The organism is Sphingomonas sp. Leaf257 (assembly GCF_001422185.1).
In the GTDB taxonomy this organism is placed as follows: Bacteria; Pseudomonadota; Alphaproteobacteria; order Sphingomonadales; family Sphingomonadaceae; genus Sphingomonas; species Sphingomonas yabuuchiae.
Genome location: NZ_LMMH01000037.1, coordinates 111,417 through 125,848 on the forward strand (window position 1 = coordinate 111,417; position 14,432 = coordinate 125,848).

The 14,432-nt window shown below is 68.3% G+C and carries 9 protein-coding genes; 4 read left to right on the plus strand and 5 right to left on the minus strand.

Annotated elements, in window-relative coordinates; genetic code table 11:
- Positions 1-73: 73 nt before the first annotated feature.
- Genes ASF14_RS20360 through ASF14_RS20375 form a run of 4 tightly spaced genes read right to left on the minus strand, consistent with a single transcriptional unit; the run spans position 74 to position 6,223 of the window.
- Positions 74-1,069, minus strand: coding sequence for a DUF2891 domain-containing protein (locus ASF14_RS20360; RefSeq protein WP_056439723.1), 996 nt, complete (start codon positions 1,067-1,069; stop codon positions 74-76).
- Positions 1,066-1,971, minus strand: a complete 906-nt coding sequence (locus tag ASF14_RS20365) for a DUF979 domain-containing protein (protein ID WP_056439871.1) — start codon at positions 1,969-1,971, stop codon at positions 1,066-1,068. The genes ASF14_RS20360 and ASF14_RS20365 overlap by 4 nt, the downstream gene beginning before the upstream one ends.
- The gene (locus tag ASF14_RS20370; protein WP_056439731.1) at positions 1,968-2,630 is read right to left on the minus strand and encodes a DUF969 domain-containing protein; all 663 of its coding nucleotides are present in this window, start codon (positions 2,628-2,630) and stop codon (positions 1,968-1,970) included. Before ASF14_RS20370 ends, ASF14_RS20365 begins: the two co-directional genes overlap by 4 nt.
- Positions 2,630-6,223, minus strand: a complete 3,594-nt coding sequence (locus tag ASF14_RS20375; RefSeq protein WP_236697173.1) for a hydantoinase B/oxoprolinase family protein — start codon at positions 6,221-6,223, stop codon at positions 2,630-2,632. Before ASF14_RS20375 ends, ASF14_RS20370 begins: the two co-directional genes overlap by 1 nt.
- Before the next feature lie 160 nt (positions 6,224-6,383).
- Here ASF14_RS20375 and ASF14_RS20380 point away from each other — a divergent pair, with 160 nt between their 5' ends.
- Complete coding sequence (locus ASF14_RS20380; protein ID WP_056439739.1) at positions 6,384-9,074, plus strand: TonB-dependent receptor; 2,691 nt, start codon at positions 6,384-6,386, stop codon at positions 9,072-9,074.
- Here the strand turns inward: ASF14_RS20380 and ASF14_RS20385 are convergent.
- Complete coding sequence (locus ASF14_RS20385; protein WP_156361343.1) at positions 9,052-9,813, minus strand: acid phosphatase; 762 nt, start codon at positions 9,811-9,813, stop codon at positions 9,052-9,054. The two genes, ASF14_RS20380 and ASF14_RS20385, sit on opposite strands and share 23 nt — an antisense overlap.
- A gap of 243 nt (positions 9,814-10,056) precedes the next feature.
- On the opposite strand from ASF14_RS20385, the gene ASF14_RS20390 reads away from it, so the two are divergent.
- From ASF14_RS20390 to ASF14_RS20400, 3 genes are all read left to right on the plus strand, one after another.
- A complete protein-coding gene (locus ASF14_RS20390; RefSeq protein WP_056439747.1) occupies positions 10,057-12,786 on the plus strand; it encodes a TonB-dependent receptor in 2,730 nt (909 codons plus the stop codon).
- Between the two features lie 148 nt (positions 12,787-12,934).
- Entirely contained in the window at positions 12,935-13,441 is a 507-nt protein-coding gene (locus ASF14_RS20395) for an RNA polymerase sigma factor (RefSeq protein WP_056439749.1), read from the plus strand.
- Positions 13,434-14,420 carry a FecR family protein gene (locus tag ASF14_RS20400; protein ID WP_056439752.1) on the plus strand — a complete coding sequence of 329 codons (987 nt, stop codon included), beginning with the start codon at positions 13,434-13,436 and terminating at the stop codon, positions 14,418-14,420. Before ASF14_RS20395 ends, ASF14_RS20400 begins: the two co-directional genes overlap by 8 nt.
- Positions 14,421-14,432: the final 12 nt, after the last annotated feature.

Sequence of the window (14,432 nt, forward strand, 5' to 3'; positions counted from 1 at the left end):
GAGGGATAGGAACGATTGCTTAAATTAAGATTATTCGGCTGTCCTACGCCTTACAGAAGTTGGATGGTCCCGATCACCCCGCTTCCAGCGCCAGCAGGGCGAAGGTGGCGAGCCAGTGTTCGCCCATATAATCGTCGCCCAGATGCGGCAGGCTGGCCGCCAGATGCACCTCCGCCGTGGCCTCCGCACGGGCCGCCACCGGGTGCGCCGGCCCCAGCTTCGCGGCGATCACCCGCCAGCACCAGGCACGGGTCAGGTTCAGCCCGTCGAGATGCGCGATCTTGCCGTCGGTCCGGTCTGACACGATGGCGGGGGTGAACAAGGTCGCGGGCTCGCCCGCCCCGACATGCGGCAGGAAGGCGTCGAACCAGTCGCGGAAGGCCGCTACATCCAGCACCCGGCTCATCAACAACGCCTCGCATAAGGCTGGCGACAGGAACTCGTCGCCGCCGGGCTCCCAGGCCTGACAGCCGCGATCCTGCCCGAACCAGCCCTGCGCCGCCAACGCGATCCGTTCGCGCAAGCCCGGGTCGCGCTCGCCCGCCCAGTCCCATGCCAGCGTCAGGGCAAAGCCGCTGTTGAAATGGGTGCCGACCCGCAACGGATAGGTCAGGCGCGGCAGGAAGTCGGCGAAACGGCGGGCGAAGACCAGCGCGAGCGGCTCCAGCACCTCGCCCCAGCCCGCATCGTGACGGCTCGCCTCGTCATGCAGCGCCAGCATCCACGCCCAGCCATAAGGTCGTTCGAACCCCGCCGCACCGGGTCGCTCCAGATAGGCCAGTTCGCCCGCGACCTTGTCGGCGACGAGCATCGCATCGGCCCGCGCACGGATGGCGGGGGCGGCGTCCAGATCGGGATAATGGCGGATCAGCCGCAACAACTGCCACCAGCCATGGACGCAGCTATGCCAGTCGAAACTGCCATAGAAGATCGGGTGCAGCTCGGACGGGGTGCGCGCATCCTCCGGCCCGTTCAGGACATGCATCAGGACATTGGGATATTCGCGTCCGACATGGCCCAGCGTCATGGTGGCAAAGCGTTCGGCGACGGATCGGTCCAACCGGGTCATGCGATCATTCCGTAAAGGAGGAGGATGTTGAAGACGAGCAGCGGCAGCGCGGTCGGCACCTGCGCACGGATGACGGCATATTTGTCCTTCAGCCCCAGCAGCGCGGCGGGCAGCAGGTTGAAGTTCGCCGCCATCGGCGTCATCAACGTCCCGCAAAAGCCCGCCAGCATGCCCACCGCCGCGACGATCGCGGGGTCCGCACCCATCTGTCGGATCAGGATCGGCACGCCGACCGCCGCCGCCATCACCGGAAAGGCGGCAAAGGCATTGCCCATGACGATGGTGAACAACGCCATACCCAGCGCATAGGCCAGCACCGCGCCGATCACGCTGCCCGCCGGGATCACTGCACCGATCAGCGTACCGACAACGCCCCCTACCCCGGCCAGCGCGAACACCGCCCCCAGGCTGGCGAGCATCTGCGGCATCACCGCGACCCAGCCGATATCGTCGATCAGCCCGCGCCCGGCGGCGAACGGCTCAGCGGGCCGTGCGCGCAGCAGCACTCCGCATAGAACCAAAGCGATCACGGTACCCAATGTCAGCGCGACCAGCGTCGCCTGTTTGGGATCGACGAGCATAGGCACATGCTTGAACGCCAGCGTCCCGACCAAAGCGACCGCCGGAATGATGAGTGCGGGCACGAAGACCTTCGCGCCATGGCGATCCTCGGCAGGCTTCACCGCGTCGGCGCGGCGCATCCGCCCCGACGCCGCAATGGCGACCAGCGCCAGCACGAGCACACCATTGGCGACATCGCCCAGCCTGTTACCGAACAGGAACGACAGGGTGATCAGCGCATAAAAGGCGGCATTGGCGAAGCGCCGGTCACGCGCCGACAGAAGCGCGAAGACCGCAAAGACGATCCCCCCCACCGCATAGACCAGGTTCAGCCCGATCATCGCGCGCCGCCCCGCGACAGGCGCCGGTCGAGCCACCACAATCGCGTCCCATGGATGACAAAGGCTGCGATCGCCGTCGGAATCGCCCAGATGGACAGCTGGAACGGCTCCAGCAGGATGCCATAGCCCTCCAGCACACCCTTCATCAGCAGGATCGATCCGACCGCCAGGAAAATATCCTCGCCGAAGAACAGCCCGACCGTGTCGGTCGCCGCCGCCATCGCCTTGACCCGTTCCGCGTCATCCGCCGCCCCGCCCTGACGCTCGGCGGCCGCCTCCGCCATCGGCGCGACCAGCGGGCGGACGGTCTGGGCAGGTCCGGCGACCGAGGTCAGGCCCAGCGCCGCCGTGACCTGCCGGAACAACAGATAACCGGTCAGCAGCCGCCCCGCCGTTGCGCCGCGCAAGCCCGCAACCAAGGCCCGTGCCCGCGCCTGAAGCCCCCGCCGCTCCAACAGGCCGATCACGGGCAGGACCATATAGATCGCGGTCACATAACGCGTCTCGTTAAAGGCATGGCCGAAGGTCGCGACGATCCGCACGGGGTCCAGCCCCGCCGCAAAGCCCGTGACGAACGCCGAGACGATGATGACCAGCAGCGGGTTGAAGCGCAGCAGGAAGCCGCCCGCAATGACGACGATTCCCGCCAGCACCCACATCAGCGCGTCCCCCGCCCAAAGCCGCCGCCACCCGGCGTCTCGATGACCAGCACATCCCCCTCGCCCATATCGATCCCGGCGGTCGAGGCGAGATCCTGCACGCTTCCATCGGCGCGCTCGACACGGTTACGGCCCAACTGCCCCGCCCCGCCACCGTTCAGGCCGAACGGCGGGACGACTCGCCGGTTGCTGAGGATCGCGGCGCGCAGGGGCTGGCGGAAGCGCAGGCGGCGGACGGTGCCGTCGCCGCCCTGCCATTCGCCCGCACCGCCCGACCCGCGCCGGATGGCGAATTGTTCGAGCAGCACCGGATAGCGCGTCTCCAGCACCTCCGGGTCGGTCAGGCGGCTGTTGGTCATATGCGTCTGGATGGCATCGGCCCCGTCATGCCCCGGCCCCGCGCCCGCGCCCGCGCCACCTGCGATGGTCTCATAATATTGATAGCCGTCGTCGCCGAAGGTCAGGTTGTTCATGGTGCCCTGGCTACCCGCCATCGCCCCCAGCGCGCCCAGCAGCGTGTCGGTCACCACCTGGCTGACCTCGACATTGCCCGCCACCACGGCGGCGGGGAAGCGCGGGTTGAGCATCGACCCCTCCGGCACGATCAGCGTGACGGGACGCAGGAACCCTTCGTTCAGCGGCACCGCCTCGTCGACCAGCAGGCGCAGGACATAGAGGACGGCGGCGCGCGTCACCGCCAAAGGCGCGTTGAAGTTGGTCGGCCGCTGCTCGCTGGTGCCGGTGAAGTCGATCGTCGCGCGCCCCTGTTCGGCATCGATCGCGACGCGGACCGCGACGACCGCGCCGTCGTCCAGTTCGTAGCGGAAGCTGCCGTCCGATAGCGTCGCGATCATCCGCCGCGCCATCGCCTCGGCATGGGCCTGGACATAGGCCATATAGCGGATGACGACGCCCTGCCCCTGTTGCGCGGCCAGTTGGCGAAGCCCGTCCGCCCCGCGCGCACAGGCGGCGACCTGCGCGGCGAGATCGGCGATATTCTGGTCGATATTGCGCGCTGGGTAGGGCCCGCTGGCCAGCAGGTCGCGGATCGCCTGCTCGCGCATCGCGCCATCCTCGACGATCAGCACATCGTCGAAGACCACACCCTCCTCCGCCAGCGTCCGGCTGTCCGGCGGCATCGATCCGGGCGTCGTGCCGCCGACATCGGCATGATGGCCCCGCGCCGCGACGAAGAAGGCGGGCGCATCGCCGCCCGCGAAGACCGGCATGACGACGGTGATATCGGGCAGGTGCGTGCCGCCGCGATAGGGGTCGTTCAGCGCATAGACCTGCCCCTCGCGCATCATGTCGCCGCGCGCCCGGATGACGGTGCGGATGCTCTCCCCCATCGATCCCAGATGGACGGGGATATGCGGCGCATTGGCGACCAGCCCGCCCTCCGCATCGAAGATCGCGCAGGAGAAATCCAGCCGCTCGCGGATGTTGACCGAGGCCGCGCTCCGCTGAAGCGCCGCGCCCATTTCCTCGGCGATACCCATGAACAGACCGGCGAAGATTTCCAGCCGGACCGGATCGACGCTCTCCTCCGCCGCCTGCGCGCGCCGGGCCGCGACGCGTTCCAGCAGCAGCGTGCCCTCGGCCAGCACGCGCGCCTGCCAGCCCGGCTCGACCACCACGGTCGACACCGGATCGATGATCAGCACCGGCCCCGCCAGCACCGCGCCAGCCGCCAGCCCTTCGCGGGCGTGGACCGGCACGTCATGGGGCGCCCCGGCCAGATACATGGCGACGCGATCGACCGGATCGGCGGTACGTTCGGCCAGCATGGGTGCGGGCAGATCCTGCGCCTCGCCGCCCGCAATCGCCTCGACCCGCAGTTGCTCGACGACCAGCGCATCCTCGCCGACAAAGCCGAAACGCTGGCGATGCGCCTCGGCAAAGGAGGCGGCCATGGCTTCCGGACTGTTCCAGGCGACACCGATCGTCTGGTCGTTCCGCGCATAGCGAAGCTGCGCCAGCACGTTCAGCCGCACCGACCCCGGATCGATGCCCTGCTCGGCCAGCCCCGCAATGGCGGCGCCGCGGAGATCGGCCAGCGCCGCCTCCAGCCCATCGTCGCCCAGCGGCAGGCCCACCGTCGCCTCACGCACCACGCTGCGATTGGCCAGCCCGATGCCGACCGCCGAGAGCACGCCTGCCAGCGGATGGATCAGCACCTGCGCCATGCCCAGCGCATCGGCGACCAGACAGGCATGCTGCCCGCCCGCCCCGCCGAAACAGGCGAGCGCATAAGAGGCCGGGTCCTCGCCGCGCGCGACCGAGACGGCGCGGATCGCCCGCGCCATGCTGGCCACTGCGATCGCGACCAGCCCCTCGGCCGCCGCCATCGGGTCAAGCCGTTCGCCGGTCGTCGCCTCGACCTGATCGAGCAATGCGGCCAGCGCGCGCTCGGCGGCGGTGCGGTCGGGCGGCAGGTTGCGGTCGGGGCCGAACAGCGCGGGGAAATGCCTCGGCTGGATCTTGCCCAGGATCATGTTGCAGTCGGTGACGGTCAGCGGCCCGCCGCGCCGGTAGCAGGCCGGTCCCGGCTCCGCCCCCGCCGAGGCCGGGCCGACCAGCAATCGCCCGCCGTCGAAATGACAGATCGACCCGCCGCCCGCCGCGACCGTGTCGATCCGCATCATCGGCACCGCCACGCGCACGCCCGCCAGCACGGCATCGGAGCGCCGGTCGTAACTACCCGCGAACAGCGACACGTCGGTCGAGGTGCCGCCCATGTCGAAGCCGATCACCCGGTCGAAACCCGCCCCGCTTGCGGTGCGCGCCATGCCGACGATGCCCCCCGCCGGGCCCGACAGCAGCGCATCCTTGCCATGGAAATGCTCGCCTGCGACCAACCCGCCGCTCGACTGCATGAACAGCAGACCGCCCGCCGCCGCCTCGCCCAGCCCCGCTTCCAGCCCGCGCACATAACGGCCCAGCACTGGCGACAGATAGGCGTCGGCCAGCGTCGTATCACCGCGCGCGACCAGCCGGATCAGCGGCGCGGTGCGATGGCTGACCGAAATCTGGGTGAAGCCCGCCGCCTCGGCCAGTTCGGCCAGCGCGACTTCATGCGCCTGATGCTTCCAGCCATGCATCAGCACGATGGCGATCGACCGCAGCCCGCGCGCATAGGCCTGCGCAAAGGCGGCCGCCGCCGCGTCGCGGTCCAGCGGGGTCAGGACCAGGCCATCCTCCGTCACGCGCTCATCGATCTCGACGACTTCGGCGAATAGCGGCGGTGCGCGGCGGATGTCGCGCGCGAAAATGTCGGGCCGGTCCTGATAACCGATCGCCAGTGCATCGCCGAAGCCGCGCGTGATCGCCAGCAGCACCGGCTCGCCTTCGCGCTCCAGCAGGGCATTGGTCGCGATGGTTGTGCCGATACGGACGCCGCAGGGCGGGAGCGGTCCGTCGCCGACCCCGGTCAACTGCCGGATCGCGGCCTCGGCCGCGTCATAGCGGCGATCCGGGTCTTCGGACAGCAGCTTGGTCGTGACCACGCCACCATCGGGGCGACGTGCCACCACGTCGGTGAAGGTGCCCCCGCGATCGATCCAGAACTGCCACTGCGCCATCGCACCCTGCATGTCATTCTCCGTCGACGCATTTAGTATCATTTGAAACCACTTCTGCCAGTGACATGCGCGCTACACAATTGCCGCCTATCCGCCCGACGGCAGGCATATGATTTGGTAGCGACGGGAACGGCAGGAGACGAATGAATTCCGGTCCGCCAGGGGGGCGGCCATGACGATGCTCGTCGCGCTGGCGCTGGTCGCCGCGCAAGGTGACCCCCTGCTCTCCATCGATCTTCCTGCCCAGCCGGTGGGGGCCGGGCTCGACCGGCTGGCGCGTCAGGCAGGCGAGGCGCTGGTCGCTCGGCCTGGCGATCTGGCCGGACGACGTTCGCCCGCGCTGCATGGGCGGATGCGCCTGTCGACCGCGCTCGCCCGCTGGTGCGCGCCCGCCGCTCTGTCCTGCCGCCGGATCGCGGGCGGAATCGTCGTGCGTGCGCTGGGGCCGGTGCCGCGCGCGATCCCCCTTCGCGCCCGCCCCGCGCCGCCGCCCGAAGACCCGATGACCGGCCCCGATGTGATCGTCAGCGGCCGTCGCGGGATGACCGTGCAGGGCGAGTTGGAGCGCAGCTATTCCGCCTCGCACCTCGATGCCGTCGAACTGGCGCGACGGGCGCCGCAAAGTCTGGCGGAATTGCTATCCGGTCTGCCCGGGCTCTGGGTGGACAGCTCGGCCGGGGTCGCGGCCAATACCATCCGGGTGCGCGGCATCCCGCTCGATGGGTATCAGGCGATCGCGGTGCAGGAAGACGGGCTGCCGGTGCAGCACGACACGCTGCCCTGGACCGATATCGACCAGTTCGTCCGCCCCGACCTGATGATCGAAAGCAGCGACTATGTGCGCGGCGGTCCCTCGGCGATCTTTGCCAGCAACGCGCCGGGCGGCGTGCTGAACCTGCGCACCCGCGCACCCCGCGACCGGGCGTGCGGGGAGATACGGGCGACCACGACCGATTATGGCCTGATCCGCTGGGAAGGCTATGCAACCGGGCCGGTCGGCGGCGACTGGCGGGTGATCGCGGGGGGATCGGTGGCGCGCGATCCGACGGTTCGACGCATCGCCTCGACGCTGGGCGGCGGGCAGTTTCGGGTGCGCGCGGACCATGATCTGGGCGGCGGAGGAAACGTGTCGCTGGCGGTGCACGGGCTGGACGACGATACGCTTAACATCTCATCCTTTCCGATGCGGTATGACGGCAGGCGGATCACGCCGCTGCCCGGCTTCGATCCCCGGCGAGGCAGTTTTCTGGGGCCGGAGCTGACCCGGCTGCGCTTTGCGGCGCTGGGCGACCGGCCGCTGGGGCGCAACAACCGCAACCGTATGGTGACGCCCTCGCTGGCCTGGAGTCAGCCGGTCGCGGGCGGCGTGCTGAACCTGCGCGCCCATTACCGTGCCTCGCGAACCGAGCGTTATGCGCTGTCCTCGTCGGGTGGCGCCATCCCGGCGGCACAGGCCCTCGCCGACGCGCTGCCGCGCCTGACCGCCGCCTTCCCTGCCACCACGCAGATCGCATTACGCCATGCGAGCGACGGCAGCGCCTTTGTGCCGCTGCCTGGCAACGACCGCGTCATCGTGCTGAACCCGGTGGCGGCGGATACGCGGCTGAACGAGGCGATCGTCGATCTCTCCTATGCCCATGCGCTGGAGGCGGCGGGGCATCATGACCTGACGCTGGGGCTCTATGCCGTCGGTTATCGCTGGGACTTTCGACGGGCCGTCGCCCGTGCGCTGCTGGAGGCGCGTGGTCAGGGACGACGGCTCGATCTGGTTGCCCTGGATGGCAGCGGGCGGGTGCTGGGTCGGGCGACCGATGAGGGGCTGCTCAGCACGGGTTCGACCTATGAGGCCGTGCAGGGGCGGCAGCATATGATCGCGCTCTATGCCGCCGACGAATGGCAGTTGGGCCCGCGCTGGCGGCTCGACTGGGGGCTGCGGCACGAGCGGGCGGCGCTGTCGGCGACGGTCGAGCGTCCCATGTTTATGGACGGCGGCGATCCCACGACCCTGGCCGACGACCGGATCGCGGTCGGGTCGGGGCTGTCGGACGCGCGGGCAAAGCGTATCGCCCGCACCGCCGCGACGCTGGCCGTGCACTGGCGGGCGAGCGACCGGCTGGGCGCCTTCGCCCGCGCCACCCGTGCGATGCGACTTCCCGACCCGGGCGTGTTCCGCATCGGCGGCAGCGACCAGCCCCGCGCGCTGACCATCGAGCAGGCCGAGCTGGGGCTAATTTGGCGGCGTGGCACAACCGGCCTGGACGCAACGCTGTTCGCCAGCCGCTTTCCCGACATCGCGCTGCCCGACCTGTCGCTCGATCCGGCGACCGGCGCGGTGCGGGTCGGTGCGTATCAGGCGGCGGCGCGCACCATCGGGCTGGAGGTCGGGGCCGGGGCGGCTCCCCTGCCCGGCCTGTCGCTACGCGCGACGGTGACATGGCAGGATCCGCGCCTGCAATCCTATCGCATCGCCAGCCTGACCGACGGCGCGGTGACGGTCATGGACCTGAGCGGCCGCATCCCCCGCCGGGTGCCGCGCATCATGGCCAGCCTGTCGGCCAGCGCCGCCCTGCCCGGCACCGGCGTCACGCTGGACGGCGACCTGTCGGCGATGGGACGGCGCTATGCCGACGATGCCAACAGTCTGGCGCTGCCCGGCTTTGCGCTGGTGAATATGGGCGCGCGTTTCGACGCGACCGAGGCACTGACGCTCCGCCTGCGCGCGACGAACCTGTTCGACCGGATCGCGATCATGCAGGGCGACGCGCTGGGCGGCGAAGTCCGTGCCGGGGACAATGGCGGTGTCGTCACCGTCCGCGCGCAGCAGGGCCGGGTCGTCTCGCTCAGCGCGGACTGGCGATTTTAGTGCGGTAGCGCGCCAGTTCCTCGGCCGCCGCCGCCATGTCGCGCCGGAATGCCGCATCGCCATGCTCCCGCGCCACGACGGCGCTGGCCGCCATATAGCCCCCCTCGACCGCGCTTCGGCTGTGCGAGCCGCAGATCCAGCGGCTGTCGCCATAATCCCGCCCGCGCGCCAGGATCGGCTGGGCACGATCGGGCAGCAACTCGGCCATCAGCAACGCGAAGCCCCAACCATGCGCGGTATGCCCCGAGGGATAGTCGCCATTGGCGATCAGCGAAGGCCTGCGCGGCTCGCAGATCGGAAGGTCGCTGCCGATAAAGGGCCGCTTCGACTGCCAATGCGCCTTGGCCGATCCGATCGCCGCCGAGCGATCCGCATCGAACTTCGCCAACAGCGCAGCGGTGATGGGCAGCTTGGTCCAGTCGGGCCGGAAACCCAGCGCGGTGGCGAAACGCTCGCCCAGGTCGCTGGAGACATCGGCGGTCGCCTGTTGCCACCGCGCCATGCCGTTCAACGCACGGCTGTCGCGAAAGGCCCGCGCATCGGCCAGCGCGCGCGGCGATCCCGGCGTCGGCGGCCCGGGCAGCACCGCCGCCAGGTCCAGCCCCTCGCCCGCCGCCAGATAGCCCGCCGTTTCCCGTGCGCCAGCCGTGTCCCGCCCGGACGCCGCCGCCGCCGCCGGTGCCAGCGTGACGAGCGCCATCGAAGCCGCCAGCCCCCAACGCCTTGTCCGCTTCGCCATGTTACCCATCCCTTTCCAAGACTTGGACCAATGCCCCCAAGAGCCCGTCGGCCGCCTATCGGGGACAGGGTCTTTCAAAACTTTCAACGCCCAAGACAAGCCTGATCGAACTTGTAACAAAAACGCCATAAATGTCTTAAAACTTTTACAAAAATCCTTGTCCCCGTTTGGCGGCGCCCCCCGTCTTCCCCGCGATCGTCCTTATGGCTGGACGAGCGATTTGTCTTTTGGGGGTTTGAAGTGATGGGAACGAAGCGGACGCTGTTGCTGGCGTCGAGCGCGCTGTTTGTCGCGCAGCCGGTACTGGCGCAGGATCAGGCCGAACAGGTGGCCGAGGCCACCGGTGGTGCGACCAACGAAGGGGGCGATGTCGTCGTCACCGGATACCGCACCAGCCTGGCGCAGGCGCGCAACTCGAAGCGTGACGCGACGATCATCAAGGACTCGATCTCGGCCTCCGACATCGCCGCCTTCCCCGACCTGAACCTGGCCGAGGCGCTGCAGCGCCTGCCGGGCGTCGCGATCAACCGCGAAGCGGGCGAAGGTCGCCGCATCTCCTTGCGCGGCCTGGGCCCCGACTTCACCCGAGTCCAGCTGAACGGCATGGAGGTGCTGGGCAATGTCGACTCGCCGCAGGACAGCCGCGGCCAGAGCACGCGCGACCGCGCCTTCGACTTCAACCTGTTCGCCGCCGAACTGTTCAACCATGTCGATGTCGAGAAGTCGTACCAGGCGCAGCAGACCGAGGGCGGTCTGGCGGGCACCGTCGGCCTCTTCACCGCTCGCCCCTTCGACTACAAGGGCAGCAAGATCGCATTGTCGGCGCAGGGCGGCAGCAACACGCTGACCCGCGATTTCCAGCCGCGCCTGACCGGCCTCATCTCCAAGAACTGGGGCAATTTCGGCATCGTGGTGTCGGGCGCATATAGCCGCCGCAACACCCGTGAGGAAGGTTTCGACACCTATCGCTGGCGCCGCAACCGCGCGAACGGCAGCAACATCAGCGCCCTGACCGCCGCCGAGCAGGCCAAGATCAATTCGGGCGACCTGCTGTTCGCGCGCGGCAACCGCCTGTCGGTGTGGGACAGCAAGCAGGAGCGGATCGGCCTGACCTCGTCGATCCAGTGGGCACCGACCGACAAGGTCCATGTCACGCTCGACGGCCTGTACGGCCAGTTCAAGGGCGACCGGTTTGAGACCCACCTCGCCTCGCGCGGCGGCGGCAGCTCGACCTGGCTGGGCGGCGGCGAGACCTTTGCGGGCACCGTCTATCCGAACTCGCGCGTCAACGCGATCCAGTGGAACGACCGTAACGAGGTGACCTATCTCGACGTGTCGGGCGGCAAGGCGTCGACCGAAACCCGCGTCCAGAACACCAAGAACGTCTTCAAGCAGGTCGTGCTGAGCGGCGATGCCGAGCTGGTCGAAGGCCTGAAGTTCACCTGGCTGGGCGGTGTCGAGCGTTCGCGTTACGACATGCCGGTCAACGACAAGTTCACCCTCGAAGGGTTCGGCGACGTCATCTCCGACTATCGCGGCGGCACCTATTCGCTGGTCAACACGTACAAGTTCAACACGGCCGACCCCAATTTCTGGCACGCCAAGCGCCTGTACGCCAACAACACCTTCCAGGATTCGGCATTCGACAACGTCAAGGGCCGCTTCGACTATAAGTTCAGCCCCGACGACACGATCAGCGTGGGCGGCGAATGGCGTCGCTTCGCCAATGGCGGCTATTATGCCGAGCAGGACAATATCCTGACCAGCAGCTTCGTGTCGGGCAAGGTCAACGCCAACCCCAGCGCCTATGCCCAGACCTATACCGGCTATTCGGGCCAGGACTGGACGATCGTCAACTTCCCCAAGATGCTCCAGACGCTGGGAATCGACCGGTCGCAATATCTGACCAACAAGATCGGCGTCTATGCGGTCGAGGAGCGGACGGCGGCGGGCTTCGTCCAGTATGACTGGAACCACATATTGGGCGGCATCCCGTTCCGCGGCAATATCGGTGCGCGCTATTATCGCACCACCGTCACCTCGAACGGCACGGCCAATGTCGGCCCAGTTACGGTGCGCGGCGAATATGAGGGCGTGCTGCCCGCCGCCAACCTGATCTTCGAGCTGAACCCCGGCCTGATGCTGCGCTTCGCCGCGTCGAAGAACATCAACCGTCCCGCGCTCGGTGCGCTGGCGGTCAATGGCTCGGTGACGAACGACAATGGCAATGTCACCGTGTCGATCGGCAACCCGAATTTGCGCCCGTACAAGTCGAACGACTATAATATCTCGACCGAATATTATTTCGGCTCGGTCGGTTATGTCGCCGCCGCCCTGTTCTACAAGAATCTCGACGGCTATATCTCGACCCAGACGGTCAACAATGTGCCCTATTCGCAGACGGGCCTGCCCGACAATCTCTATCCGGGCGTGACCGGATCGACGGTGGTCGACAGCTATTCGCGCCCCGTCAATCTGGCGAAGACCAACCTGTTCGGCATCGAGCTGTCCGGCCAGACCGACTTCAAGTTCCTGCCCGCCCCCTTCGACCGGTTGGGGACGGCGGTGAACTTCACCTATGTCGACTCGCGGCTGGATTATTCGAAGATCTATGCGGGCAGCATCCCGACGACGCTGGAGGGCCTGAGCAAGTACAACGCCAACGCGACGCTCTATTACCAGGACAAGGCGTTCGACGCCCGCGTGTCGGCCAATTACCGCAGCGGCTATATCTTCAGCGCCTCGCCGGTGCTGACGGCGCTGGGGCCGGACCAGGACGTGACCGGGTTCGAGGGCACGGTCTATGTCGACATGTCGGCGCATTATTCGGTCACGAAGAACGTCCAGCTGACGCTGAACGGCATCAACCTGACCAACCAGCGCGAGCGGCAATATTCGAACAGCACCCGGCGTCTGTACGTCGTGACCCGTTCGGGCTCGACGCTGCTGGGCGGTATCCGCGTCACCTTCTGATCCTGATCCCAACGCCCTTGATGTCCTGCCCGTGCGGGATATCAAGGGCCCCCTGTGCCGCGTCGGCCCGTCACGGGCCGGCGCGGTGTTTTTTCGACGAGGATTGTCCCCGGATGCGATGCAACCGGCTCTTCCTGAACGGGACCGAATGACCGCCGCGAACGCCTGGATCGCGGAGGGGCGCGAGCGTTTGCTGACCTATGTCCGCAGGCGAATCCGCGAACCCGAACAGGCGGAGGATATCGTGCAGGAGGCGATCATGCGGGTCATCGAGCAGGAGCGGAAGCAGGTCATCGACCAGCCGCTTGCCTATGGCTTTCGCGTGGCGGACTCGGTCATCTACAATCGCGCGCGGCGCGGTGGCGAGCATCATGCGCCGGTCGATCCCGAGATAGCCTGCGCCCTGCCGCTGGCCGATGAGATCCTCGACTATCGCCAGCGTTACGACCGGTTTCAGGCAGCCCTGTCGCGCCTGCCCGCGCAGCGCCGTGCGGTCTTTGTCGAACGACATCTGGAGGGCAAGTCGCGCCAGCAGATCGCCGAGGACATGGGCCTGAGCATCGAAGCGGTGAAGAAGCATCTGGTCCGCGCGATGATCGATCTGGACGGCTGTATCGACGACCTGCCCGTGCGGGGAGGCCGCCTGCATGACTGATCGCGAAACCATGCTGGAGCAGGCCGCCGACTGGGCCGACCGGCTCGATACGCTGTCGCCCGACGAACGGGTCGAGCTGGGCGCGTGGCTGAACGCGGTGCCCGAGCACCGCGCTGCGCTGTCGCGGATGGTGCAGTTGCTGGGCGATCCGGCGCTGCTCGATGTGGTCGAGCAGGCCTCGCGCGATACCGCCATTCCCCCGCCCCGCGCACGTTCCCGTCGCTGGGTGGCATCGGGGACGGTGCGCCGCCGCCGGGTGGCGATGGGCCTCGCCGCCGGGCTGGCCGCCATCATCGCCGCGCCGTTCGTCTGGCATGTCGCGACCCCGGACGCGGCGCCAGTCGAGCAGGTCTATGCCTCGACGGTCGGACAGCAGCGCCAGGTGGCGCTGCCCGATGGCTCGGACATGACGCTCGATGCGAACTCACGCGTTGCCATCGCCTTTTCGGGCAGTGGCCGCGACCTGAGGCTGGAAAGCGGAGCGGCCCGGTTCGAGGTGCGGCACGACGCCACCCGCCCCTTTGCCGTGACCACACCCGAAGGCCAGATGGTCGCGCTGGGAACGAATTTCAGCGTGGATCGCGGCGCGGGGCATAGCGAGCTTCGCGTCTATCGCGGGCGCGTGCGGCTGACCGTGCCGGGTCAGGCGGCAGTGGTCGTGACCGGCGGCCACTGGGCGGAGGCAGGCGCGGGGCGGATCGTCGTGCACGACTTCGACATCGCCCGTTATCAGGGGTGGCAGGACCGCTGGCTGAGCGGCGACCGGATCCGGCTGGGCGATGCGGTCGCCCGGCTGGGCCGTTACAGCGCGCGGCCGATCCGGCTGGCCGATCCGGCCCTGGCGGAGGAGACGTTCAACGGTCGGTTCCGACTGGACACGCCGGTCGAGAGCCTGACGTTGATCGGTGCCCTGTTCGACCTTTCGGTCAGGGATGATGGCCAGACCATCCATGTATCGCGTACCGGCCGGATCAAATAGGCCAATTGGCCC

Bases quoted from the DNA above. Each gene is read 5' to 3' on its own strand.
- ASF14_RS20360 (WP_056439723.1), bottom strand. From the start codon at position 1,069: ATGACCCGGTTGGACCGATCCGTCGCCGAACGCTTTGCCACCATGACG.
- ASF14_RS20365 (WP_056439871.1), bottom strand. From the start codon at position 1,971: ATGATCGGGCTGAACCTGGTCTATGCGGTGGGGGGGATCGTCTTTGCG.
- ASF14_RS20370 (WP_056439731.1), bottom strand. From the start codon at position 2,630: ATGTGGGTGCTGGCGGGAATCGTCGTCATTGCGGGCGGCTTCCTGCTG.
- ASF14_RS20375 (WP_236697173.1), bottom strand. From the start codon at position 6,223: ATGCAGGGTGCGATGGCGCAGTGGCAGTTCTGGATCGATCGCGGGGGC.
- ASF14_RS20380 (WP_056439739.1), top strand. From the start codon at position 6,384: ATGACGATGCTCGTCGCGCTGGCGCTGGTCGCCGCGCAAGGTGACCCC.
- ASF14_RS20385 (WP_156361343.1), bottom strand. From the start codon at position 9,813: ATGGCGAAGCGGACAAGGCGTTGGGGGCTGGCGGCTTCGATGGCGCTC.
- ASF14_RS20390 (WP_056439747.1), top strand. From the start codon at position 10,057: ATGGGAACGAAGCGGACGCTGTTGCTGGCGTCGAGCGCGCTGTTTGTC.
- ASF14_RS20395 (WP_056439749.1), top strand. From the start codon at position 12,935: ATGACCGCCGCGAACGCCTGGATCGCGGAGGGGCGCGAGCGTTTGCTG.
- ASF14_RS20400 (WP_056439752.1), top strand. From the start codon at position 13,434: ATGACTGATCGCGAAACCATGCTGGAGCAGGCCGCCGACTGGGCCGAC.